We start from the raw sequence: 24,908 nt of genomic DNA on the forward strand, positions 1-24,908 counted from the left end.
ATCCTCTCTTCCGGATCCCCTTTCATGAGAGAAGGCCATGTCTTCTGATTGGCTCGTTTTCCGGTTGGTAACGGCCACCGTCGCCGGCACGGCGTGTTTCATTTTCGCCGCCTTTCTTTTCCTGTTCGGGAAAGATCGACGCGTGAGCCGGTTATTTGCTTTTTCCAATTTATTCCTCGGCCTTTGGAACATCAGCGATCCGGCCATCGCTCTGGCGCCCACTCACGGGGTGGCGTTGTTCCTCGACCGGTTGTCCTATGTGTGGGCCACCCTCCTCATTTTGGTGTTTTTCCGATTTGTTTCGGCGGTGTTGGGCCGCCCGGCCTTGGGCCGAACCGTTTCCACCATTCACGTGGTCTATGGGTTTGTCGTTTCGGCTTTGACGCTCACCCCTTACGTCATTCGGGATGTGAAAACCCTCGGAGATCTGGTGGAGATCCCTGGGCCGCTCTATTCGCTGTTTTCGGGCTATTTTCTTTTTACCCTGGTCGCTTCAGTTCTTGTTTTCAATTCGGCTTGGCGCCGGGCGGAAGGCTTGCGGCGCAATCAGTTGAAATATCTCGCGCTGGTGTCGGCGTTGGCCTGACGGCCGGGGTTTTATATTTCGTCAGCATGTTCGTGCGGGGGGTTCCTCCTTTCTATTTTGTCGTTGAGCTGGCCTATGTCTCTTTAATCCCGATCACCATCGTCCGGATTCGAATGATGGATATCACGCTGGCCCTCCGCTTTTCCGTGGTCTACCTGGTATTGGGCCTCGGCCTTGGTTTGCCTTTGGCCGCCCTCCTCTGGATCCTGTCGGGGAGCCCTTGGGTGGGGGCTATTTCCATGGTGTTGCCTGCCGTCGGTTATTTTTTCATTCAACGCGGGGCGGGGAGGGTGCTTCGCATTGTGGATTTGTTGCCTATCTTTCGAGACCGATACGGGGCTTTGCGCATGCTGGAACACCACGAGCGCGAAGTCGCTCAAGGGGCCTCCCTCCCGGAGTGGGCGGCCCGGTTGGTTAAAGCGATTCAGGAAGTCCTTTCCCCCGAGTTTTCCTTTGTGCTGATCCGCGACGATCAAGAAGGGAGTTTGGTGGTCTCCGCCGGGCATGGAATTGACGATGCAAGGAAAACGTTTCTCTCGATTTCATGCGACGGCCCCTTGGCGACCAGGGCCAAACGGGGCGGCATTCTTCTAAAAGAGGTCATTGAAAATGAGGCCGCTCCGGATCTTCCCCAGTTGCAAAAGGAAATGGCATTTTTGGGAGCGGAAGTGACGGCCCCCATTTATTCCCATGGGCGGGTCGAAGCGCTTCTTTGTTTGGGCCCGAAAATTGGTCGGGACATGTACAACGATGTCGATTTGGCCGGCCTTCACGGTTTGGCGAAATCGGCGGAATTGGCCCTCTGCGCTCTGTTGAGCGGCGCCAAAAGCGAGTTGAAAACGGCCGCCTGGGCCCATGACCTGCTCCAACCTTTTGGTCCCAAAGGAGCCCTTGGGGTGATCGATGGTTTGTTGGCGGGAAAATTCGGCGAACTCTCTCCCCCCGCTCAACAGGCGCTTGAGAAAATGAAAGTCGATATGGATTTCCTCAATCGAAACCTCAAGCGGGTTGTGGTCGGCGGACCCGTTTCTTCAATTAAACGGGTCTCTGTCCGGCTGGGAGAGGTGTATGGAAGGGTCCGTGAACGTTATTCCCCTCTGGCCCACGAACGCGCAGTGAATTTGACGGTCGCCCTTGTCCCTCCCCATCTCACTCTGTCGTTGGACGAGACCCAGTTTGAACGGCGTGTCCTGGGAAACCTTATTGAAAACGCGATTAGACATGCCCCCAAGGGTGGAACCGTGGAGGTCGGATGTCGGGAAGAGGAAACCGAAATTGTCGGATGGGTCAAAGACACAGGCCCCGGAATAAATCCCCAGGATTGTGAAAAGATATTCGAACCCGGGGTTCAATTGGGGAACAACACGGGGCTGAGGGGCCTCGGGCTCTATAGCGCCAGGTTGGTCCTCGCCGCCCACGGCGGGCGAGTGTGGGTCAATCCCGCGACCAAAAACGGAGCCTGTTTTATGTTTGCTTTACCCATCTGACTTCCAAGTATTTGGGGAGGGAAATGATTTCAAGATCTCCAAGAGTTCGGTTCTATCTACCTCAATAACGGCTCAGAACCGCAAGAATCACGTTGCCGAAGGGCACCCTGATAAAGCGTCCAAAATGGTGAGTTTGTGGGGGTGCCAAAAGGACATCGGGCACCTCAAATCCATTTCATGGCCCATTTGCAATGACTTGACCCATTTCCTCTCTCTGAGACACAACAAAATTAGCCGTTAATCGAGTCTAGGTTAAATTTCCTACTATTTTCGGTCCAAATTCTAAAACTGAAGCACGAATTATCTGAGAGGCGCGGTAGAACTTTAGTCCTTCAAAAGTGCCCGCTCTTTTTCAAATGCTTACTGTGAAGACTTCTCCCAGGGTGAGACCCGTTGTGGTTACTGTCTCACTAAGTGAAACGAAACGATTCACCCATGACATGGTAGCTTTACGCGCCCAGCGCTCAGTCGAATTAATGGGATGAAAAGAAATTGTTGAATCATTCGTCTAAAAGATGGAGACTATGAACCAGGGTTGGTCCAGAAATATATGGGCTGGACAAGAAAAAGATTCACCTAGGGAGGGAATCCACCTTATGACCACCGTCGTTGCGAATAGTGAGCGGAGAGCATCAAACCGAAGTGTCTTGGTTGGTGATGTGCCTGTCAAGATTTCTTTTTTTTCTGACGGGAGGTTTAAAGAATTGAAGGCAAATAGAGTAGATCTTGGTGAGATGGGCCTTGGGGCTGAGTTGCAGGATGGAATTCCAGTTGGAGTGCCCGTGACCGTAACGATGGAAAAAAATGGTGCGCCCATCTCAGCGAAGGGAACAGTCCGTTGGGGTCATCCTATAGGCAAATATGATTCGGCAACGATCGAATTGTACAAGGTTGGCATACAGCTAAATCCTCAGTTGAATCAACCAATGATGGATGTCGGAGGGTCGATAAACCAAGACCGAAGAGCGGCTCCCGATCGCCGTCAACCTGGTCCCTGGTTTAACCGGCGAAACACGAACCGTCGAGCCAAGGAATTTGTTTTGGACCACAATGTTTATCTCTCTGATACAAACTTGGTAGGAAATACATATTTTGCAAAACATTTTGAATGGCAAGGGCATGTCCGGGAAGCTTTTCTCTTCCATGTAGTCAATTTTCCGGAATTCGCGAAACTTGGCGTTAAACTAATAACCAAAGAGGCCTCATGTGAATACATGAGCGAGTCCACGCTTGGGGATCCTGTGGCGTTGACTTTGAAGGTGGGGAAGGTCACCTATGCCCGTTTGGAACTTCTTTTTACCTTCATCCATAAAATCACAGGTAAGGTTATTTCTTGCGGGCGCCAACTAATTGTTTTTGGCGGGCCGAAAGGAAAACCAATCGGGATCCCCGACATGATTTTGAAGGGAATTTCCTTACCGTTAAATTTCGTTGTTTTAACCTCAAGGAAGACAAATGCAGGCGGCTTCGATCCCACCGCTTTTCGCGTCATTGGTCTTCCTTGCGTTGGGAGTCGCAGTTTTTCATAACAGACCTAGAACGGGCGCAAGTCTTGGCTATACTATTTTTGCGGCCGCCACTGTTTGGTGGCAGGGGTGTTGGACCATCCTCTTTAACACCACAAACCCCATGTGGGCTGGGATCCTCGTTCGAATTGGTTATTCTGGAATCATTTTCCTGCCGGTAGCCTATTACCATTTCACCATGGAGTATGTGCAACCCGGTGTCCACCGTCAAACCATCTGCTGGAATTATGGAATTGGAATTTTGTTTCTTCTATCCCTTTGGACGACCCCATTTTTTATCAAAGGCTACTACCATTACTCCTGGGGATTTTATCCAAAGGCTGGTATTCTCCACCCAATATTTTTAGCTTATCTGTCCGTTCTGGCTATGGTTGGGATTTATCTACCCTTTAAACAGTTGATTCACCCAGGTAACGCCCCGCTTCGTAAAGCTCAGCTTCGGTTTGTTATTGCGGCCAATCTGATTTATTCCTGTGCAGCTGTCGATTTCCTTGTAAATTATGGAATAGCGTTCTATCCATTTGGATTCGGTTTTATTTTACTTTCGTCAGGAACGGTAGCTTACGCCATTGTCCGTTATGCCCTGCTTGATATAAACCTTGCCTTCCGTCAGGCGACCATTTTATTTTGTTCAGCCATCCTGTTGAGTTTCCCGTTCATGATTTTAATTTGGGTTACAAACTCCCGCGCGGTAGTCTATTTAGTTATCTTCACTCTGTTTCTTATTGCGCCAAAACTGAATGAACGCATTTCCGGATGGGTGACTTCCTCTATTGATCGGCTTCCCCTATTTCGAGGTCGGTACGAGGAATTTGAGCGTCTTCATCTTCATTTCCATAACATTGCGCTAACCCAGACAGTTCCCGAATGGGCGAACGCAATCGTGGCCGTTGCCAGGGACCTTTTCCGGGCCGAGCGGGTTATGCTGTTGTTGAGGGATGAGGTAAAAAAACGCCTTCTCATCAAAGCGCATCACGGATTGCAAGGGGCGAACTCCATTTTCACGTTTCTTCCCCTATCGGGGGCTTTAGCGGCGCATTTGGCAAGGACCCAGATGGCTTTTATTAGGGACATTCACATTCATGATTTCCCGGAAAACGAAAAAGCGGAGGTTTCAGGCGAACTAGAATTTCTTAAAGGATCGGTCTTAATTCCCATTCTCCTGAGCGATCTCCTCTATGGAGTTTTGGTTCTTGGCGCAAAGAGCAAAGGCCGGGTTTATAACTCGTTGGATCTCGCCTCACTTGAAGCATTGGCGCGTGCATCTGAACACACATTGCAAGTCATTCTGAGTGGGCTAAGTCAAGAACAACAGACGGCCGTCTGGGCGCATGATTTGGTTAAACCGTTTACGCACAAAGGGAGCTTTTCGCTTTTAGAAGAAATGCATTCAGGTTCCTATGGGATATTCTCTGATCCCATGAAGAGAGCCCTTGAGCTCATGCTCGGGGATGTGGTATTTGTTCGCAAGCATCTCAATCGTTTGGTTCATCCCGGCGAACCTGAAAGTTATGACATTAGGTCAAGTGCCTTAACTCCAGTGTTTGAACGACTGAGAGACAAATATGGGGTGCAAGCTACCAAGCAAGGATTAAACTGGAGCGTGGTTGTCCCTCCTGGTGATATACGGGTATTTTGGGATCAGGACATGATGGAGCATCGAGTTCTCGGGAATTTGATTGAAAATGCGTTCCGTCATACGTCAAAGAATGGAAACGTCGAGCTGGGATACCGCCTCGAAGGCAATCAGGTTGTCCTTTTCGTAAAGGATTCAGGATCGGGTATTCGGGAAGAATTTATTGAAAAACTTTTTCAACCCCGATCCCAGATTGAGGATGGGCGTGGGGGACTGGCGGGTTTAGGCCTTTTCAGTGCAAAAATGGTAATTGACGCCCACAATGGAAAGATTTGGGTGAAAAGCACGTTTGGAGAAGGCTCAACCTTTTCCTTTGATTTGCGATTGGCGAGCGCTTCAACAACTTAATTAGGAGGAAATGATGAATAATCGGTTCATCTGTTTGCTTGGTTTGGGATGCATGACCGCGATATCGGTGCATGCGGAGGGATTCCGGATTTACGGGATGTCGGCCGAGGCCCAAATGAAAGGGGAGGCGTCGGTGGCGACGGCTCGGAGCGGGGATGCGAACTGAGTACAACCCCGCGGCGCTCCTGGAGGGAGACAAACGAGAAGTGAGCGCGGGGATCAATTACCTGAGGGTCAACGCGGATCACACAAGCCCATCGGGTGTGATGACGGATAATCAGCAAAGTGATTTCCTGCTTCCCTCCGTGTATTATAAACAACAGCTTTCCTCCGCCTGGGCTATTGGCGTCGGGGTAAACACTCCCTTCGGGCTCGCGAGCGAATATGAAAAATCCGCGCCGTTCTCTTACATCACGACCGGAGGAGAGATCAACCTCGTGAACATTTCTCCCAACGTCGCGTATCAGGTGACGAAGAGTATTTCCATTGGCGCCGGGGTCAACTACTATCAATCCACGGCCAAACTAACGCAACAGGCGCCCTGGTCTTTTCCTTCAACGGGGAACCCGGATGGTGAGTTGAAGGTGGAGGGCTCCGGCACCGGGGTGGGTGTTAATAGTGGGGTCTTGTGGAAAATCAACGATAACCAGCGGTTTGGCGCCACCTATAAGAGCGAAGTGAAGGTGAAGTATTCCGGGAAAGACGCTAGTATTGAAAATGTGCCTTTCCTCGGCGGGGCGACCTATAAAACCGGCGTGGAAACGAGCATTCGATTCCCGGACATCCTTTCCATGGGGTATGGGTTCAAGCCCACTGAAAAACTGGAAATCGAGATCGGCGGGCAATGGACCAACTGGACGGACGTGGAGAAACTAACCATCACCTTCGACCAACCCACTGCGTTCCTCCCCAACAACACCCAGAGATTGGATTGGAAGAACTCCTGGGTCGGGCGAGTGGGGGGAACCTACCAGATGAATCCGACCTGGTCCCTGGCGGGAGGGTATTTCTACGACAGCACTCCGACACGCGAATCCACCTACACCCCTTTGGTCGCTGACGGGGACCACCATGTGTTTTCCCTTGGCGCCATGTATAAGTCCGGCGGGTTCAGCGTTGGCATCCCCGCCGTCCTGATCCTTCAAACGGGGACTTCGCACATCGACAACGACATTACCGATATCACCACCACCCAAAACGTGGACGGCAAGTATAACTTGCTGGGGTACCAGCTTGGGCTTGGGGTGAAGTGGGCCTTCTAAAGACTCCCACCGTCGTTCTTGGCGGGGTCCGATCGGGGGGGCAGAGGAATGCCTCTGCTCCCAAGGGGGCCATGGCGCGGTTTTGGTGAAAGAAGTTGGCCCGTCGCTTCACGGACGGGCCGACCATGCGGGGCTGAACATTTAGGCTAAGGGGATCCTTTTATCCCCCACGGGGAATTTGTGGATTATTATTACTTTGGTTCCATGATGTTCTCCGCGGTTTCCGCGGTGGTTTTGGCCTCTTTTCTTCGTGTGAAAGAGGCTCCTCTCCTCACCCTCGCCTGGCGGCTTTCCATGGTCTGCACGTTCGCTTGGAGTTTCGGGCGGGCCATGATGTCGGTTTCCACCACCGCGGGTTCCGCCTTGGGTTGGATGCTATTTTCCTACGTTGGATCCATTTGGGTGTCCGCCTTGTGGCTCTGGGTGAGTTGCGAGTTGACCGGCCAAAAAATCAACCGTTTTTTCTCTTGGGTGGTCGTGGGCTCAAGCGCCTTGTTCAGCGTTGTGAATTTCACGCCCTCCTTCATCGGGCGCGTCGTCCCCAAACTTGGTTTTCGATTTTACGATGACTCTCCCGGGATTTTATTTGAATGTTGGTCATTCCTTTTCACGGTTTCCCTCCTGTGGGCGCTCACGGTGGTATTTCGAGGAATCCGAAGGGCGTCCGGTCACCAGCGGAATAGGCTCATTGCTTTTTTTATTTTCGGCCTGATGGGGTTTTTGGGTTCAGCCACCACCTTCCCTTTGGTCAAAAACATCGGGCTTTACCCGTTCGGGGTATTGGCCGTCGCCGCCTCCACCGTGTTAATGAGTTACGCTGTTTTAAGATACAACGTGATGGATGCAAACCTGGCATTTCGTTACGGGACCATCGGGATGGCGTATGCATTCCTGGGCCTCAGTATTTCGCTGGGACCGTTTTTTGGTGTTCGGGGCGAAACTGCAAGCGTCTTGGCTGATTTCCGTTTTGATTGCCATAGGGGGAAGCCCCTTCCTGTTTCAAAGATTACTGCCCGGGCTGACATCGTGGGTGGATCGCCTTCCCTTGTTTCGAGGGCGGTACCTGGACCGGCAGGCGGCCATCGCCGTATTGGGATCCCTCCAGGACGTGGAAACCATGGGCCGGTTTCCTTGGGCCATCGTCGAGAAGGTTAAAAGCATCATCGACGCGAAATCGTGCAACGTCCTATGGAAGGATGCCGAACAACCCTGGTTCATTGTAAAAGCCCATTATGGCCTTTCCGCGGGCCAGGCCGCTTTCCTTTCCACCCCCCAGGGGGGCCCGCTGGCTAACTTTTTCCGCAGGGGCCCCATCCCGTGCGTTTCCGAATTGTTGGTGGAGCGAGTAAAGTCAGACGAAGCCGAAGGGATTCGTCGGGAAATGAATTTCCTCCAGGCGACGGTGTCGCTCCCGATCTTCTTTCGAGGGGCCCTTCACGCCATCGTCAATATCGCGGACAGGGAAGACGGACGCCCTTACAACGACATTGACCTGGGGCATATGATGGAACTTGCCCATCGATGCGAGCACCGAATGGAAACCCTCATCGCGGGTCTTGCCCACGAGCAAATGACCGCCATGTGGGCCCACGACCTCGTCAAGCCCTTCACGTTGAAGGGGAGTTTCCATTTCATTCAGGAAGGGGTGGAGGGCGTTTTCGGGCCCATTTCTGAAGCCCTGAAGACGGCCTTAAGCATTGTTCTCTCGGACGCGGCGTTCGTCCGGATGCACTTGAACCGTCTTATCCATCCGGGAAATATGGATGTCTTTAACATCGTGCCGAACGTCATTCGGTTCGGCTATGAGCTTCTTCGAGAGAAATACACCATTGAGTCCATCAAGTGCGGAATTACCTGGAAAGTGGACGTGCCGCCGAAGAACATTCGGGTGTTCTGCGACTGGATGATGATTGAACATCGGGTCCTGGCGAACCTGATTGAGAACGCCTTCCGTTATACCCCGAAGGGGGGGGAAGTGGAGCTCGGCTACCGCGTGGAGGGGAACCGGTTCATCACGTTCGTGCGGGACACGGGACTTGGGATCCGGGAAGAAGAACTGCCCCACGTCTTTGAGGCGAGGGTTCAGGGGAAAGAGGGGGAAAAGGGGTTGGCGGGATTGGGGCTCTTCAGCGCCAAGACGGTCGTGGAAGGCCACAAGGGAAAAATCTGGGTGGAAAGCCAAATCGGGAAGGGATCCACCTTTTTCGTTGAATTGCCGGTGGCCAGCGTGGGTGGACCGGAATAATGTTTTGCCGGGTGGCCCCCTTGAACAAAATCCGAATATGCATTAGAATATGCATTGAGGGAGTTTAAGGAGATCCATATGACCTATAAGCGGCTCACCATCACTTTTCCCGAGGACTTAGTCACTCGGGTTCAGCGTTGTATTCATGGACGCGGATTCAGCACCTACCTGGCGGAAGCCGCCCGGGAAAAACTCAAACGGGATGACAAAGCCACGTTGGCCAAGCGGTTGGCCGAGGGATACGCTCAGTCCGGCGGGGAGGACAGGGCTATTGCCCAAGACTGGAATACCGTCACGGCTGACGGATTGTGACAATAAAAAGGGGCCAAATATATTGGGTCGCTCTGGACCCGACCATGGGGGCGGAAATTCAAAAAACTCGGCCCGCGCTGGTGGTCTCTAACGATGTCGGGAACACTCATTCTCCGCTTGTGACGGTCCTTCCCATCACTTCAAAGGCCGAACATGTTTTCCCTTTCGAGGTCCCGCTCCACGGTGGTCAAGGCGGGCTAAAGGAGGGGGGGAAAATAAAAGCCAACCAAATTCGGACCATCGACAAAAAAAGGCTCCGGGGTCGGCCCGTCGGCCAGTTGGATGTCGCGACCATGCGCGCCGTTGACGACGCCATCAAGATTCACTTGGCGTTAAATTAATCCGACCCCCCCGTCTCATTTCTATGCTTCTTCCTCCCGTCCTTCCAGAAGGGAAAATTTGGCCAAAAAGTAGACCCGGCTAATCTTATATAATCTTGTATGCTTGAGGTATGAGAAAGATCCATGGAAAAAATAGATTTGAAAAAAGACTGGAACACCTTTCTCCGGACATCCTGGTCCGGATTGCTCAAATCGATGAGTTGAAGGGCCGATGGATCGCGGGGGCGCGTTTGAGCCCCCAGATTCTGGGACGGTTGAAAAAATCCGTCCTGGTGACATCCACCGGAGCCTCCACGCGCATTGAAGGGGCCTCGCTCTCGGATCAAGACATTGAAAAGCTCATGCGGGGCCTTTCCGTCCAAAAATTCACAAACAGGGACAAACAGGAGGTTCGGGGTTACTACGAACTCCTCCAAAATGTATTTGAGTCCTGGCAAACCATTCCGTTTTCCGAAGGGTCCATCAAACATTTCCACAAGGAACTGCTCAAATACGTCGAGAAGGACAAACTCCACCGCGGGGATTACAAAAAGAGGGAAAACAAGGTCGAAATGGTTTCAAACGAAGGGAAAACCTTGGCCACGATTTTTGACCCTACGCCTGCCTATCTTACGCCTAAAGAAATGCAGGACCTCATGGAATGGACCCGTTCCGCTTTGACGGAGGGAGCTTTTCATCCCTTGTTGGTCATCGGAAACTTTTTGGTGGAGTTCTTGGCCATCCATCCTTTCCAAGACGGTAATGGCCGAATGTCACGAATTCTGACCAATTTATTGATGCTTCGAGCCGGATATCTCCATGTCCCCTATGTTTCCCATGAAAAGTTTGTTGAGGATAATAAATCGGATTATGACATTGCCCTTCGCCGAAGTCAGAAATCGTTCAAAACCAGGGAAGAGAACATCCACCCCTGGTTGTCCTTTTTCTTGGGTGTTATCTTGAACCAATCCAAAATGGCCGTTGATCTGTTGTCTCCCGATGCCTTGGATAAATTGCTTTCTGGGAAGCAGTTGCTGGTGTGGACGTACATTCAATCGGTAAAAGAAGCCTCCCCTCGGGATATTGTTCGCGCCACCCACGTGGCTCGTCCGACGGTCAATCAGGTCCTTAACAAACTGCAAGCGCTTAAAAAGATTGAGCCGCTGGGCCAGGGAAGAGCCACGCGGTATAGAAAACTTTAGGAGGAACGAACAGGCCCCGGCCTCAGCAAAAAGTTGGACCTGGCCGCCGACGACCAACCGGCTAATTGGTGGCGGGCATTTCAAGAACGTCTAATTTTTAGTTTCTCAGGTGTTTGGGGGAAAGGCTAATCCAACAAGGCTCGAACGTGGATTTTCATGGCGGCGCGGAGGGTGGGGGGAAGGGGGATTCCGGCGTTTTGGAGGGCGTGGCCCACCGATAGGATCAACGGGCCCGGCAGTTGGCTGACGTCCTCCCGGCCCCCTTTGGAAACGATGGGGTGGGATCGGTCCGCTTTGGCGGTGGGGCGGGCGGTGACGAAATCCTGGGCCACGGAGACGTTGGTGGCGCTTTCATCGGCGTACATGATCGCGGTGAAGGGGATCACGGCGATGGAGGAAAAACGGGGGTCCATGGCGAACCGGCGATAGAAACTGGCGCCGTCTTCCCCCGGCAGATGGAAATCCAGGATCACCGCGTGAAATGCGGGTTCCCGCTCCAAAATCTCCCAGGCTTCCTCCGCCGTCCCGGCGATGACGATATCACAACCGTACTCCTTCAATTCCCTCTTCAAGGCCGATTGGGTGATCGCCGTGTCTTCCACCGCAAGAATTCTCGGAGTAGGCATGCCCCATTTATACCAACTCCCTCGTGGTCTGACAAGATTGATTTCAGTAGGAACGCGGATTCAGCCTCAATGGAAAGGCCACATCGACAGACTGTGGCAGGAGAATCGAATTCTCCGTGAGGAGCCCAGCTCTCGCACGGAGAAACAGAAACCGATTTTGAATGCGAAAATAGGCCGATACGTAATACAAGTATTATAATGGTTTAAAGTATTGTTACAATAAATTTACATATTGTTAACACAAAAAACGGGCTCCCTGTGGTAGAATACGAAAACGCAAAAGGCCGTTTTGTTTTATTTTCCGACGATGTTTTGTTGGTTGCTGAATTCATATATCGCAAAGAAAATTGAAGAGCTTGAGGAAGGGGGAAGTGTGGCCGAGAAAGATGTCTTTTCGGTTATTGTTTGGACGTCTATGAGACAATACTTTTTGGCGATTTGTTTTGCCGGTTTATTCGGTGTATGCGGGGGGAACGCTTTTGCGGGCCCCGAAGGGCAGGTGCGGGTGGTGGGGGAGGGGGGGGGGACGGAAGCTCAAGGGCAGACTTTGGGGTGTTCCGATAAAATATTTGCCTATTCATCAATCCCAGGGGGCCTTGATTTCCCTTTGGTGATTCGTTTTCAATGGATTCGGCCGGGCGGGATAATCCAAGAAGAAACGTCCGTGCCCCTCAAAGAAGCCCTGAAACCAGGCGCGGAGGTTTATTCGTGGTTGAAGATCGACAGCGGCGGCGGGGTCATGGACGATTTTATCCTGGGTGGGGATTATGGAGAAAGGCGACAGGTTTATGACGGGATGTGGCAGGTGGTTGTCCATGTGGGTAATAAAGAGATAAATCGTCGATCATTTAATGTGGTTTGCCAGCGGTAGGAATTGTCGTGATCGGTTTTCTCCGATCGAAGTAAAAAATGCGGTTGCCAAATGAGGGGGGCATGCTATGAATATTCGAAAATGGGTGGGATTTTTTGCGACCGCCGGGTTGTTGGTTTCCCTGGGGTGCCAAAAAAAAAGCGATGGAGGCGGTGGAACTTCGTCGGGAGGGGGCGTATCTGCATTTACATTGACGCTAACAAAGGCAGGGACAGGGACCGGACGGGTTCAGTCTTCCTCGCCTGGAATCGATTGCGGAAGCGCTTGTTCGAGCGCGACAATGACGGGTTCGGCTGTCACTCTTTCGGCGACGCCGGATACTGGAATGGTTTTTAGCGGTTGGTCCGGGGGCGGATGCTCCGGCACGGGGAGTTGCGTTGTCACCCTGGACGCCGACAAAACGGTGGTGGCGACATTCACCAATCCATCGGCGGTTTTGCGGAGCCTGGTAATCAATAAAACCGGGGCTGGAGTGGGGACTGTTTCTTCATCCCCGGCGGGAATTTCCTGTGGCCTCGATTGCTCCGAAAATTATTCGATCGGGACGTCGGTGACCTTGTCGGCGGTGCCGGACGGCTCCTCCCAATTCGATGGATGGTCAGGTGGGTCGTGCGGGGGGACCGGTCCCTGCGTCGTCGCCGTCAACGACAATACGGTGGTGACCGCGCAATTTTCCGTGACCCCGGTCAGCCTGTTCGCTTTGACCGTTGTGCGAGCGGGAACGGGGGGCGGGTCGGTGGGGTCATCCGTTGCAGGAATAAACTGCGGGGTTGATTGCACCGAGACCTATAGCAACGGAACATCGTTAACCCTCACGGCCACTCCGGACGCCACATCGATTTTTACAGGCTGGAGTGGGGCGTGCGCGGGGACCGGTTCGTGTTTGGTCTCGATGACCGGGGCTCGAACCGCCACCGCCACTTTTGCCAGGATCACGTATCTGCTGGGCGTGACGATGTCGGGTGCGGGCATCGGGACAGTAACTTCCGACCCGGCGGGAATCAATTGTGGGGCGGATTGTTCCGAAGGACTGGTAGTGGGGACGGTTGTTACGTTGACCCCTACGCCGGACGTCTCATCGGTTTTTGCTGGTTGGGGCGGGGCTTGTTCTGGAACGGGGGCGTGTGTCTTCACCGTGTCTGCGGATACCACGGTCTCTGCGACGTTCAATAAGCGGCCGGTCACCCTTTCCATTTCGAAAACTGGAAACGGCAATGGTTTGGTGACATCTTCCCCCCCTGGAATCAGTTGTGGGGCTGATTGCGGGGAAACCTACCTTTACGGCGACACGATCCAACTGGCGGCGACGCCGGATGGTTTCTCGACTTTTAGTGCCTGGTCCGGGCCATGCGCGGGATCCGGAGGTTGTACGGTGACGCTGAACGGCGATTCCAGCCCGTTTGCGGATTTTCAAAAAATTCCTCTGAACGGCACCTACAGCGGCACAACGTCCCAGAGTTACCCCATGTCATTCATTGTCTCCGCTGACAAAATTCAATCCGTCACCTATAAAATAACTGTCAACGGATATTATTGTAGCGGCACCTTTACGGTTACCATGAACTACACAAATGGGCTGGACATCATCAACAATGCCTTCAATGACAACAGTGGGCCGCAAACGTTCGGCGGATTGTTTACCTCGGCTTTCGGGGCGAACGGGAACATTCATGAATATGACGGTTACTGTTCTGGATCTGCGGATGTGACCTGGGCCGCAACACGTCCTATGGGGATCGGATCCGCGCCGGTAGCGATGTTGAGTTCCGCTTCATCGGATGGAGTCCAAGTCATTCGGGGGCCGGATTATGTCAAAACGATTCATCGCGAATGAACAGGAAAGTGATCCGATAGGAAAACATGGTTTTCCCTAAATTATCGGGACCACATGATTTTGTAAATAATAATTCAACGGAGTGAGAACCTATGGAAAAACGAATTAATTTCTTAGGGGTGTTGGGTGTCATTGTTGAGATATACTCAAAAGTTGTGGGTGAGGGGTTGAGGGGATAAAAAAGAAAAGCGTATCCTGTCTGGTGAAAGGAAACAAAAACCCGGTGGTTGACGCCACCGAACCCAGGAGGATACGCTTATGAAAGATGTTAAAACAATTCGGGCAGAAAAACCAGAAGGGCAAGGGGTGGTGGGTACGCTGGAAGAGATCGTGCGCCGCGGGGCGCAACGGCTATTGGAAGTGGCGCTGAACGAAGAGGTGGATATTTTTTGTCAACGCCATGCGGCCCGGGTGGACGAACACGGGCATCGGTTGATTGTCCGCAACGGAAAACAAAACCGGCGGGTCTTGGTGACGGGAGCCGGCCCCTTGGACATTGAGCCTCCTCGTGTGGACGACCGGGTTCTGAAAGGGACGGGGGAGCCACGATTTCAGTCGATCCTGATCCCGCCGTATTTGAGGAAGACCAAGAACCTGGAGGAGCTGGTGCCGTTCCTGTATTTGAAAGGGATCTCCACGGGGGATTTCACGGAAGTCCTGGAGAAGCTGGTCGGGGAAAAGGTGCTGGGATTTTCAGCGGAAAGCGTGGTGCGGATGAAGCGGATCTGGGAACAGGATTACCAAGAATGGATCGGACGGGACATATCGAAGAGCGAATATGTTTACTGGTGGGTGGACGGAATCTATTTCAACGTCCGGCTGGACGATGATCGGCAGTGTATTCTGGTGATTATTGGGGCGAAGGAAGACGGAACCAAAGAACTGGTGGCGGTGGAGGACGGGTTTCGGGAGTCGAAGGAAAGCTGGCAGTCCGTTTTACGGACATTAAAACGGCGTGGATTGGCGAAGGGGCCAAAGTTGGCGATTGGTGACGGCGCGTTGGGGTTCTGGGCGGCGCTGTCGGAGGAATTCCCGGCACGAAGACCCAGCTTTGTTGGGTTCATAAAACAGTCAACGCGCTGGACAAGCTTCCGAAGAGTCTTCAAGGGAAAGGGAAGCAAATGATCCACGACATTTACCTGGCGCCGACGAAAGAGGAAGGACACGCCGCCTTTGACGCTTTCGTCAAAGAGTTCGAACTGAAATATCCGAAGGCGGTGGAAACGATCAACAGGAACCGGGAGAGTTTGCTCACGTTCTACGATTTCCCGGCGGAACATTGGTTGTCGATTCGAAGCACGAACGTGATTGAGTCGACATTTGCAACGGTGCGTCTACGGACAAAAAGAACGAAGGGATGCGGTTCACGGATCGCGACGTTGACGATGGTTTATAAGTTGGCGGAATCGGCGCAGAAGCGGTGGCGGAAATTACGGGGATACAAAAAGTTGACGGCGGTGTGGAAAGGGATCCAATTCAAAGACGGGGTTGAACTGGAAATGGCCGCCTAATTTACGACCGGATGGGATACGCTCCTCAAATCCCACCCACAACATTTGACAATATCTCGTCATTGTTTTATGCGGCGCGATCCTGGCGTGTTCAAAAAAAAAGGATAGCGATGGTTCATCTTCAGGCGGCGGGGTCGTATCCTACGTTGGAAGTTGGACCGGATCAACGTCGCAGTCGAAATCCGTTTCATTCGACGTCGTGCCTGGGGGTATATCATCGGTTTTCTTCAGCTTCTCATCTACCGGGGTATTCTGTTCAGTGTCTGGCACCGCCGTGGTCAATTATAGCACGGCCACACCCCTTGCGATTACGAGCGGGAATTTCGACGATGCTACTGGCAACCCTAGATTTTACGGAACGTTTACTTCTGCAAATTCAGCGTCTGGGGGAATTTACGCTTTTGATTCATATTGTTATGCAACCACAAACGTAACTTGGACAGCGTCTAAACCGGCAGGCTCCCCTGCGATCAAAAATCAACTGGCAGGTATTGCGGCGGGTTCGAATGCCGTGACGTTTCACGAGGGCAATAAAACGATCACAATCTCCAGGCATTCGTTCAAACGATAGTGGACTCAATAAGCCTACGGCTATAGCGCTGGCAGAGCCGTTGAGGTGAAAATCCGAAAAGATACTGGCGGTGGCATGAAAACAGTGGAACGTCGACCTTTTTTCGGGTTTGTAACCTTATCGTTCCTGACGGGCGGGGCCAAACCCTAAATCGGTCCACCACGGGTTCCCCGCTTTTATTCGGTGGGGGCCCGTGGCTTTTGGGGTGGGTAAACCCATGATTTTTCAGTTGACGAAACAGTCATTTAATGTTATAAATAACTACTTGCAACTTGCTCTGCACAAGACCTATAAATATTAGTTTGAAACTCCGTGGAGCACGACATGGGCAAGTATCATCTCCCCCCATCCCCGAATGAGCTTTTCCGTCAAAGAACGACCCGCTACATCCCGGGGGTTATGTTCTTTGGGCGGCCTCTCCAACATTTCCTGATGATTAAGCTCCCCCGCGCCGTGGTGTGGACGTTCCGCCCGGCGTTGGCGGGGGCATTTTTATTGACGACCCTGTTCGGCCCGGCGTCGGCGTGGGCGCAAAGCCGTGCGTCTCAAATGCTGGGCCAGAAGCAGTATGACGAGTTCACGACCTCCAGCGAAGACGGGGCCTATTTCAGCCCGGAGCGCCTGCGGGCGCGGATCGAAGCGGTGGACGCGCTGGTGGCGGGGCAAAACGCGCGGTTCGCGCGCCTGCAGGGGCGGCCCTACGATGGCGTGGCGGATTTGGGCCCGCGGGTATTCCAGATGGCGCTGGAGAAGTTCCAAACGGCGGCGACGATGAGCGCGGAAGTGGAGATGAAACAGGCGCGGTTTTCGGCGCGGATGGCGGCGGCGGGAGGATTCCAGTATCGAACGTTCGCTGACGGGAAAAGGATGTGGTTTAAGAACGGCCGTGTGCATCGAATAGAGAACGAAAAGATCAAAGACAGCTATGGCGGGGTGCGGGTGCAGGACACGACAGAGATGGAGTATGACAAACACGGGAACTTGCTGAGCTCGAAAACGACGACTAGGGACGCGAAGGGCCACGCGGACATCAAACGGTGGGCGGGGACGTATGCGATCGTGCCCGGGAGAGACCGGCTGGAGTCGTTTACAGAAACGAGCTGGGACGCTTTGGGGAACGAAAGCCGGCTTGAGCGAACCCACATGGCGTGGAGCGGTGACGGGAAGAACCTGCTGGGGTATGAAGAGAAATCGACGGACGCGAACGGGCGGGAGACGACGCGGCGTGTGTGGGATTCGACGCACGATGAAGCGGGGAACCTTCTTTCCTTTAAGGAAGAGTCGATTGAAGACGGGGTGAAACAGTCCCGAACGTGGAGCGGAGCGACGTACGAGAATTTCAAGAAGGACAAAAAAGACGACTGGCGGCTGACGGGGTACAAGGAAACGACGCGGGACGCGGCGGGGCGGGAGTCGACGCGGGAGTGGGGCGGGGCGAAATACGACGAACGCGGGGCGCTGGTGGGTTACCGGGAGAAGCGGACGGACCCTTCGGGAGAGACCACGGACCGGAGCTGGGGGGACGCGGCGTTTGACGAACAAGGGAACGTGACGAGCTACCGGGAAACGGTGAAGAGTTCCACGGGCCAAGAGACGCTCCGGGTGTTCCGAAACGGGAAGTATGACGAGCACGGGCGGTTGACGTCGTATGAGGAGCTGAACGGGGAGAAAGACGGGCCGTCGAGCTACCGGCGGTGGAGCGGTGGGGAATACAACGCGAAAAACGAGCTGTTGAGCTACCACGAGGACGTGACGGACGCGCGTGGCCTGGAGACGGGGCGGGATTGGAAGGCGGAGGGGTATGAAAAAGGCCGGGTGACGGGAACCCATGAAACGACGACGGACGACCAAGGTCGGAAGACGACGAAACATTGGGTGGGGGTGTATGAGGAGGGAGGGCGGCTGAAGGGGTATACGGAGGAGGGTGTGGACGCCCTGGGGAACGGTACGTTAAGGACAGAAGACGAAATGAGGTATGACGAGCTGGGTCGGCTGGTGGGATATAAAGGGCAGACGAGGGACGCCTTTGGGCGAACGGCAAATACGACCTGGAGAGCGGAGGGATTCGACGGGAAAGACCGGGCGCTGGTGACGGTAGAGAGCGAGACGGGGGAAGACGGCCGAACGCGTACGACGCGGCGCGGGAACGTGGGGTATGACGGGTCCGGGCGGATGACGCGATACGAAGAGGAGTTGACTGGGGAGGGCGGGGGTTCTCCCCGGGCGACAGGTCGGCAGGAGTGGACGGCGCTGGGGTATGACTGGAAGGGCGATTTGAAGGGCTATGAACTAACGACGACAAACGTATTGGGGGAGAAGTCGACCCAGCGGCACGAAACGGGCTACGACCACCGCGGGCGGGTGGCGGAGACGACGGACACGTATACGGACGCACTGGGAGCGGTGCAGAAGGTGGAATGGTCAGCGGAGGGATTTGACGGATGGGACCGCGTGGCGGCCTATAAGGAGACGGCGACGGCGGGTGGGGCGTGGCGGGAACGGCGGTGGAGCGGCCAGCTGGACGGGCGGGGATTGGCGGTGGAATCCAGCGAAGAATCGCGTGACGGGGCGGGTCTTGTGGTGAAGACGGATATGGCCGGAGCGCGGTATGACGAGCGTGGGCGGGTGACGGATTCGGTGGAAACGGTGGTGCGGTCTGACCGACCGGCCGTGAAGAGCGTGACGACGCTGGCGGGGCGGACGTATGACGCGCAAAGCCAAGCGACGGGGGGAACCTCGACGACGCGGATCACGGGGCAAACACCGAATGGCAACGTGGATTTGACGGTGGTGGAAGGAACGGAGGCTGTGGGGGAAGAATCGGGTGGAGGAAAGAAAAGCCGGACGACGGCGGAAACGACGGGTGAACTGGGCGGGATGGCGGTGCATACGCGGGAGGTGCTGGACGCGACGGTGTCGTCCAACGGGGACCGGTTGGAATCAAGGCGGTCCCAGGGGTATGACGTGGCGGGGAACCTGGTGAAGGATGGGGAAACCACCAATGAACGGACCCACTTGGCGGTGGACGTGAACGGGCGGGCATTGACTTATACGGAGCGGACGGGTGACTCCGCGGCTCCGGGTGGCGTGACGACGACGGAACGGCGGAACCGGTATTACGGGAATGGGGAGTTGGCGGGGACGACGGAGGATGCGACGAACGCGCAGGGCGTGCGGACGCATGTGGAAACGAACGGGATGAGCTACAACGCGGCGGGTCAGCTGGCGGGGAGCGTGGAAGAGGCGACGCGGCCTGGGCTGACGGTGGTGACGGAGGTGACGAAGAAGAGCGGGATGCGGTATGACGAATTGGGCCGGGCGGCGGGTCACCACGAGCAAACGACCACGACGGGTCCTGGCCTCTACAGCGAAGAGGAGGGGGACCGAACGACGACGTACGACGGCGCGGGCCGAACCGCCCGAACGGAGTCCGTGGGCGTGCGGAACGGGGCGAGTTATTCGTCGGTGACAGAGAACAGCGCCTTTGACGTGAACGGCCGAGCGACGGCGTACCACAGCCGGTCGGACGGGACGGCGGGGATCAGTGATTTAAACATAACGAAGGTGGGCTACGACGAAACGGGCCGGGCGTTTGAGCGCCACGAGGATGGGTACAACAACGGATCGTATACGAACGCGGACGTGAAGGTGGGGTATGACGCCCAGGGGCGGGAGGTGGAAACGGCGCGGGAGGGTTACAACGACCAGGGGTCGTTTAAAGAGACAACGGAAACGGCGGGATACAATTCTCTGGGCCAGGCGGTGGGACGAACCACGAAGGGGTGGAGCGCGGGGGAGGGGAATTACGAAACGAGCGACACGGGACTGGCGTATGGGCTGACGGGGGAGCTGGAGTCTTTTGATCGGACGAGAGAAACGGCGGAGAAGACGACGACGTCGCGTTGGAAAACGAAGGGCGTGGACAGCCGAGGCCGCTCCCTAGGTTATGAGGAAGAGGGGCAGGTGTTCGAGGGGGGAACGTTGGTGAAGGATTTCAAAACGACGCACGCGGCGCTGGGTCTGAACGACAACGGGCAAGAGACGGCGTATGGGCAGACGACCGTGAATACCTATGCCACGGGCGCTGTGGAGACGGTGACATCGAACTGGAAGAACGGGGAGTATGACGAAATGGGCCGGTTGGCGGGGTTCCAGTCGGACGACACGACAACTTTCGTCAAGGATGGGGAAACCAAAACCAGCACGAATAGCCGGATGCGGGAGGGGATCACGTATTACGACGCGGACGGAGAGGGCCACCGAAAAGGGCTGATGGCGGGGTATGACGAAACGAGTTTGGAGAGCGCTACGGGGGAGAAGGGGAAGAAGGTGGCGGTGCGGAACATGCGGTATGACAAAGAGGGGCGGTTCGTGGACGGGGAGACGAGCGCGGGGGAGACGAACCGGGTGAAGGACGCGCTCCGAAGAATCTCTGACATTTTGGGCGGCGGGACCTTGGCGGGGGCGGGCCGGAACCTGTGGGAGGGACTGGTCCAGCTGGCGAGGAACACGGCGGGGTTGGCGGCAGACGTGGGGGCGTGGATTAAGGAGAACGTGGCGGACCCGGCGGAAGGGTTTGTGGAGCGGGTGACGGGCTGGTTGAAATCCTTGGGCGGGTCGGAGGGCCGAACGGTGCCGCAACTGGACGCGCGGACGTTGGCGAACTTAGTACGGGCGATTGAGGAGAAAGCGGCGGGCGCCAAGATGGGGGACATCCCGCTAAAACTGCAGTCGGCGGCCGTGGCGGTGGGGGTGTTTGACCAGGGATTAAGCGTAACGAGATCAAAGGACAAATCTTTCGACGCCCAGGGCCGGGCGGTGTCCTGGTTGGAGATCTCCCGTTCCGCGGCGGCGCCGGAGAAGGAAGTGGAATCCGTGGTGACGGTAAGCTACGAGGGGACGTCCACCCGGTTGGCCAGCTACGCGGCGCGGACGGCGGACGGAGAAAAAATCACCCACCTTTATCGGGACAACTTCGCCTACGACGAGCTGGGCCGATCGACTTTCCGGGAAGCGACGTTTAATGGGGAGGACATCGTCCTCCTGATGGAGGGTGACAACGGGGCGTCTTCAAAACCTGCGGGGGAGGGAGCGGACTTGACAGTCCCAACGGTTTCCGCCGGCTGGGCACAATTGACGGCAGACCAACGCACCCAACTCATGGATGATGTTTTGGCTGAAAAGGTCGAAGTATTGGGACAAGTCGATTTCACAATTTTAGATGGAGCCGACTTTGACGCTAACGGGATCATGGAGAACCGTATTGGCCGGTACGAATCGCGAGGGGTTGCCCTTAACCGTTTTGACGAAGCGATTCTCTTCGACCGTCCTTTGGATCAAATGAAGGCCGAACTTCTTGCCGGAATCGATGCCGAGGCGGGCCGACAGATGGTCCTTGGGCAAGCAGAGAAAGACCTCGCGAAGTTGAATCTGGACGCGGCCAAGGACACTTTAGTGGCCGAAGAGAAAGGGTTGGAGGACGAAAAATTTAAAAAGGAAGCCGCGGAGAAAGAGCTGAAATCTGCTGAGGAAGACCGAAGATTGCTTCCGATGGAAATTGGCAAGCTCAACGAGGAAATCCGAGGGTATGTGGGCAAAATCCTTGTTGATGATGACAGCCAGAAACAGAGTGGGCTAACAGAGTATCGAACGGTATGGTTTGATGGCGCGGGGACGATTTTTTTCAAGAAAGAGCGTGGAGGATACGTCAGGGATTATTTTTCGATTGGCATCTTAAACAACGATTCCGGCCAAGACGTGGTTGGCGCCATCGCCGGGCAGGGGAGGCTTACGGCGGAGGGGGAACGGTTTATTGGTTTACTGAATCGGCGGATTGACCTGAAAGATAAGTTAAATAAAGCCAATGCGAACTTCGATGATGCCAATAGACTATTGGACGGAGACTATGACCCCCTGACTCAAAAGGGGGAAAAGGGATTAACAGAAACATTGAAGGAGAAAGAAGGAACCCGCGACCTTGCGAAAAATTTCTATAAGACGGCCCAGGAGGCGTTTGACGGCGCCGAAAACAGATTTAAGGAGATGGAGTCGTCCCTGCCGACGTCCACGGCCGACAAAAAGAACGCGGCGTTATCGAGTTTAGAAGGGATGGTGGCCGAATTCACAAAGACGTTGGCGGAGCAAATCCTCCAGGTGGGCCGGGGTGACTATCGGCTGGACTCGAAACAAATGGAAGGGCTGTTGAATGGGGGGACCGTCCTTTTGGGCGAAAAGGAATATGGGTTGAAGGAACTCGGAAAGGTTGCGATGGTCAAGCAGACGCTCAAGAAATCGGAATCCCTCGCCGGTTTCGGGTTGAATCGCCCGGACGAGGCGGTGAACCTTTCTTGGGGTGGGTCCTTGCGGTTGCACGGCCGCCCGGTAACGCTGAAAGATGGGGAGGCGGTTCGAACGGTCTTGAAAATGGCGGGAAAAACCGGGGCCAAGTTTCCCGAGGGCACTCCCGTGCTTCCCGGACTTTCCTTTAACGGCGATGGGAAACTCACCATTTCCCGGTCCATCGAGCAGACCCAGGACGTCGCCGGGCGGACTCTATCGCACGTCAATGAAACCATCACCTTCTCCCGCAAAGGAGGGGAGACCTCGACCTCCCGCACGGTCCAAACAAGCGAGAAAATGGTTTACGATTCACGCGGAAACCTGGTGGGTTTTGATCGTACGACGGTCCAAGACGGGAAAGACCCCGTGAGGGAAGTGTTGGAGGTTGCCGATTTCGATGCGGAGGGGCGGTCTCGCCGAAGTGAAACGCAGGTGGAGGATGCCAGCGGCAAATACCGGTTGGTTGCCACCAACGACGGCTACGATGCCCAGGGCCGGGCCATTAACGCCACGCGGGCCCGCTTCGCGGGCGGAAAGGTGGATATCTCCCGCGATGTCGGCCCCGCCCGCGCCGACCCCTGGGGGCTCCTGACTTTTTCACTCACGGACACCCTCACCACAACGGTTGATGCGTGGACGAAATATGGGGAGGACTTTGCGAAATCTTCGGGGGAACGATCCCGCGTGGCGGAATGGAACCTAGCCCACAATGCCGCCGGTGAAACCACCGACGGGTTCCGATTGACCCAGAAGGGGGTGGGCCTGCCGGGGTACCACCTGGTCTTCGAAAAGACAAAGAATGCCTTCAGCGGAACGGCGGTGGCCAATACGGGCACCCACGCGCTTGAGGTGGGTTGGGACCCGGTCTCCAAGACCGGTGTTTACAGATCCTACCGCGAAGAAACCGCGAGAGACAGGGCGGACGGGAAGGGCCGCGCGTTGCGTCAGACGACGACCCGTTGGGAAGATGGCGAGAAGACTGTGACCCGCGATCTTCAAGACCGGGTCTACGATGCGAACGGGCGACTCCTGGAAACCCTGACGGCGACCGCCAATGCGCTGGGTGAGACACACCAAAACTATTATAAGGCCGATCCCTATTCTTTTGACGATCTGGGCCGAGCGCAACGTTTTGAACGGTGGTCGGTTGACGCTCAAGGCGTAAAAACAGAGGAGCGCACGACTGGCGATGTCCGCTACGATGCCCTGGGCCGAACGACATGGGAACAAACCGAGCTGACGGAATGGGACGCGGATCACAAAGAGTTTAAAACCTCCCGAAAGAGGGAGAGCGAGCATACCTATGACCGGTTCGGCCGCCTCCGGTCTTACGAATCTGAAACGGTGACCGTGGACACCGCTGGGATAACCCATACGGATAGGAAAACCATCGCCTACAAATATAACCTTAAAGGACAAATCGTCATTACCTCTGTGGATGGGGTTGAAACAGTGGACGGGAAGAAAAGGGTCTATAACTCTTTGAACGAAGTCATCGCTTTTGACAATAACGGGCGCGCGCGACGGACGTTGAATACGGTGAAGGAGGGCGGCCGAACAGTCCAACGACTTTCCCTGGACGATATTCGCTATGAAAACGGGCGCGTGGTCGAATCCCGGGACCTCGTGCGCGAAACGGGGGACAAACTCGATCGGATCACCGTCGAAACAATGCGGGTGGATGAGGTCGATTCCTGGGGTCGATCCAAAAGATACGTCCAAACGGTTCAAGACGGGCTAAAACTTACCACCCATGACGTGCACGACATTGTCTACAACGCGGACGGACGAGTGCTCCGTCAGGTCACCGATTCTTACGAAACGTCGCTGGCGGGCGGGGTGGCGCTCGATGTTCACCAGGTCATTCGTCAAACCGGCATGGTCTACGACGCCCAGGGGAACTTGGTGGATTACACCAAGAGCATTACGGATGCCGCGGGCACGACGACCTATACCCCCGTGGCGGGGAGCCTGATATATGATGAGTCGGGCCGATTGTTGGAATCGATGGTGAAGATCACTCCCCCACAGGGTCCCGTCGCCTATGAACTGACGTTCGGCAATCTCGTCAACGATTTAGGTCAAGCCACAAACAACGTTACCGTGAACCTGGGGACGCAAAACGGGAGCCCCGAGCGCGGAAGCGATCGCCGAACTGCGACGCTTGTTCAGCACCGGCCGTCTGAATTCGAAGGAAGGGGCGGTGATCGACAGCCAATACGCTGGTGAGCG

15 protein-coding genes and 1 pseudogene are annotated in these 24,908 nt (G+C 55.0%); 15 read left to right on the forward strand and 1 reads right to left on the reverse strand.

Annotated elements, in window-relative coordinates:
- Positions 1–37 precede the first annotated feature (37 nt).
- The 11 genes from IPP35_09435 (at position 38) to IPP35_09485 (ending at position 10,924) form a co-directional block, all read left to right on the forward strand.
- Positions 38–586: a hypothetical protein gene (locus IPP35_09435; GenBank protein ID MBL0059313.1), complete on the forward strand. Its 549-nt coding sequence runs from the start codon at positions 38–40 to the stop codon at positions 584–586.
- 26 nt (positions 587–612) lie between these two features.
- Positions 613–2,073, forward strand: a complete 1,461-nt coding sequence (locus tag IPP35_09440; GenBank protein ID MBL0059314.1) for a GAF domain-containing sensor histidine kinase — start codon at positions 613–615, stop codon at positions 2,071–2,073.
- A 596-nt stretch (positions 2,074–2,669) separates the two neighbouring features.
- Positions 2,670–3,602 carry an acyl-CoA thioesterase gene (locus IPP35_09445; protein ID MBL0059315.1) on the forward strand — a complete coding sequence of 311 codons (933 nt, stop codon included), beginning with the start codon at positions 2,670–2,672 and terminating at the stop codon, positions 3,600–3,602.
- The gene (locus IPP35_09450) at positions 3,529–5,583 is read left to right on the forward strand and encodes a GAF domain-containing protein (protein MBL0059316.1); all 2,055 of its coding nucleotides are present in this window, start codon (positions 3,529–3,531) and stop codon (positions 5,581–5,583) included. Before IPP35_09445 ends, IPP35_09450 begins: the two co-directional genes overlap by 74 nt.
- Before the next feature lie 13 nt (positions 5,584–5,596).
- Positions 5,597–5,749, forward strand: a complete 153-nt coding sequence (locus IPP35_09455; protein MBL0059317.1) for a hypothetical protein — start codon at positions 5,597–5,599, stop codon at positions 5,747–5,749.
- Entirely contained in the window at positions 5,739–6,845 is a 1,107-nt protein-coding gene (locus tag IPP35_09460; protein MBL0059318.1) for an outer membrane protein transport protein, read from the forward strand. Before IPP35_09455 ends, IPP35_09460 begins: the two co-directional genes overlap by 11 nt.
- 180 nt (positions 6,846–7,025) lie before the next feature.
- Positions 7,026–8,000 carry a hypothetical protein gene (locus tag IPP35_09465; GenBank protein ID MBL0059319.1) on the forward strand — a complete coding sequence of 325 codons (975 nt, stop codon included), beginning with the start codon at positions 7,026–7,028 and terminating at the stop codon, positions 7,998–8,000.
- The gene (locus tag IPP35_09470; GenBank protein ID MBL0059320.1) at positions 7,891–9,090 is read left to right on the forward strand and encodes a hypothetical protein; all 1,200 of its coding nucleotides are present in this window, start codon (positions 7,891–7,893) and stop codon (positions 9,088–9,090) included. The genes IPP35_09465 and IPP35_09470 overlap by 110 nt, the downstream gene beginning before the upstream one ends.
- A 78-nt stretch (positions 9,091–9,168) precedes the next feature.
- Positions 9,169–9,402: a hypothetical protein gene (locus IPP35_09475; GenBank protein MBL0059321.1), complete on the forward strand. Its 234-nt coding sequence runs from the start codon at positions 9,169–9,171 to the stop codon at positions 9,400–9,402.
- Between the two features lie 2 nt (positions 9,403–9,404).
- Positions 9,405–9,743 carry a type II toxin-antitoxin system PemK/MazF family toxin gene (locus IPP35_09480; protein ID MBL0059322.1) on the forward strand — a complete coding sequence of 113 codons (339 nt, stop codon included), beginning with the start codon at positions 9,405–9,407 and terminating at the stop codon, positions 9,741–9,743.
- Positions 9,744–9,853: 110 nt separating this feature from the next.
- Positions 9,854–10,924: a Fic family protein gene (locus IPP35_09485; GenBank protein MBL0059323.1), complete on the forward strand. Its 1,071-nt coding sequence runs from the start codon at positions 9,854–9,856 to the stop codon at positions 10,922–10,924.
- 125 nt (positions 10,925–11,049) lie between these two features.
- On the opposite strand, the gene IPP35_09490 is transcribed toward IPP35_09485, so the two are convergent.
- On the reverse strand, positions 11,050–11,550 hold the full coding sequence (locus IPP35_09490) for a response regulator (GenBank protein MBL0059324.1): 501 nt from the start codon (positions 11,548–11,550) through the stop codon (positions 11,050–11,052).
- Between the two features lie 664 nt (positions 11,551–12,214).
- Between IPP35_09490 and IPP35_09495 the strand changes: the two genes are divergently transcribed.
- The 4 genes and pseudogenes from IPP35_09495 (at position 12,215) to IPP35_09510 (ending at position 24,905) form a co-directional block, all read left to right on the forward strand.
- Positions 12,215–12,421: a hypothetical protein gene (locus tag IPP35_09495; GenBank protein ID MBL0059325.1), complete on the forward strand. Its 207-nt coding sequence runs from the start codon at positions 12,215–12,217 to the stop codon at positions 12,419–12,421.
- A 280-nt stretch (positions 12,422–12,701) separates the two neighbouring features.
- Positions 12,702–14,255 carry a hypothetical protein gene (locus IPP35_09500; protein ID MBL0059326.1) on the forward strand — a complete coding sequence of 518 codons (1,554 nt, stop codon included), beginning with the start codon at positions 12,702–12,704 and terminating at the stop codon, positions 14,253–14,255.
- Between the two features lie 258 nt (positions 14,256–14,513).
- Positions 14,514–15,766, forward strand: a pseudogene (locus IPP35_09505) (IS256 family transposase).
- A 1,003-nt stretch (positions 15,767–16,769) separates the two neighbouring features.
- The gene (locus tag IPP35_09510) at positions 16,770–24,905 is read left to right on the forward strand and encodes an RHS repeat protein (GenBank protein MBL0059327.1); all 8,136 of its coding nucleotides are present in this window, start codon (positions 16,770–16,772) and stop codon (positions 24,903–24,905) included.
- Positions 24,906–24,908 lie beyond the last annotated feature (3 nt).

Source organism: Elusimicrobiota bacterium (genome assembly GCA_016721625.1).
Lineage (GTDB): Bacteria > Elusimicrobiota > Elusimicrobia > FEN-1173 > FEN-1173 > JADKHR01.

Bases quoted from the DNA above. Each gene is read 5' to 3' on its own strand.
- IPP35_09460 (MBL0059318.1), top strand. From the start codon at position 5,739: ATGCGAACTGAGTACAACCCCGCGGCGCTCCTGGAGGGAGACAAACGA.
- IPP35_09450 (MBL0059316.1), top strand. From the start codon at position 3,529: ATGCAGGCGGCTTCGATCCCACCGCTTTTCGCGTCATTGGTCTTCCTT.
- IPP35_09455 (MBL0059317.1), top strand. From the start codon at position 5,597: ATGAATAATCGGTTCATCTGTTTGCTTGGTTTGGGATGCATGACCGCG.
- IPP35_09445 (MBL0059315.1), top strand. From the start codon at position 2,670: ATGACCACCGTCGTTGCGAATAGTGAGCGGAGAGCATCAAACCGAAGT.
- IPP35_09490 (MBL0059324.1), bottom strand. From the start codon at position 11,550: ATGCCTACTCCGAGAATTCTTGCGGTGGAAGACACGGCGATCACCCAA.
- IPP35_09475 (MBL0059321.1), top strand. From the start codon at position 9,169: ATGACCTATAAGCGGCTCACCATCACTTTTCCCGAGGACTTAGTCACT.
- IPP35_09435 (MBL0059313.1), top strand. From the start codon at position 38: ATGTCTTCTGATTGGCTCGTTTTCCGGTTGGTAACGGCCACCGTCGCC.
- IPP35_09510 (MBL0059327.1), top strand. From the start codon at position 16,770: ATGATTAAGCTCCCCCGCGCCGTGGTGTGGACGTTCCGCCCGGCGTTG.
- IPP35_09485 (MBL0059323.1), top strand. From the start codon at position 9,854: ATGAGAAAGATCCATGGAAAAAATAGATTTGAAAAAAGACTGGAACAC.
- IPP35_09440 (MBL0059314.1), top strand. From the start codon at position 613: ATGTTCGTGCGGGGGGTTCCTCCTTTCTATTTTGTCGTTGAGCTGGCC.
- IPP35_09500 (MBL0059326.1), top strand. From the start codon at position 12,702: ATGACGGGTTCGGCTGTCACTCTTTCGGCGACGCCGGATACTGGAATG.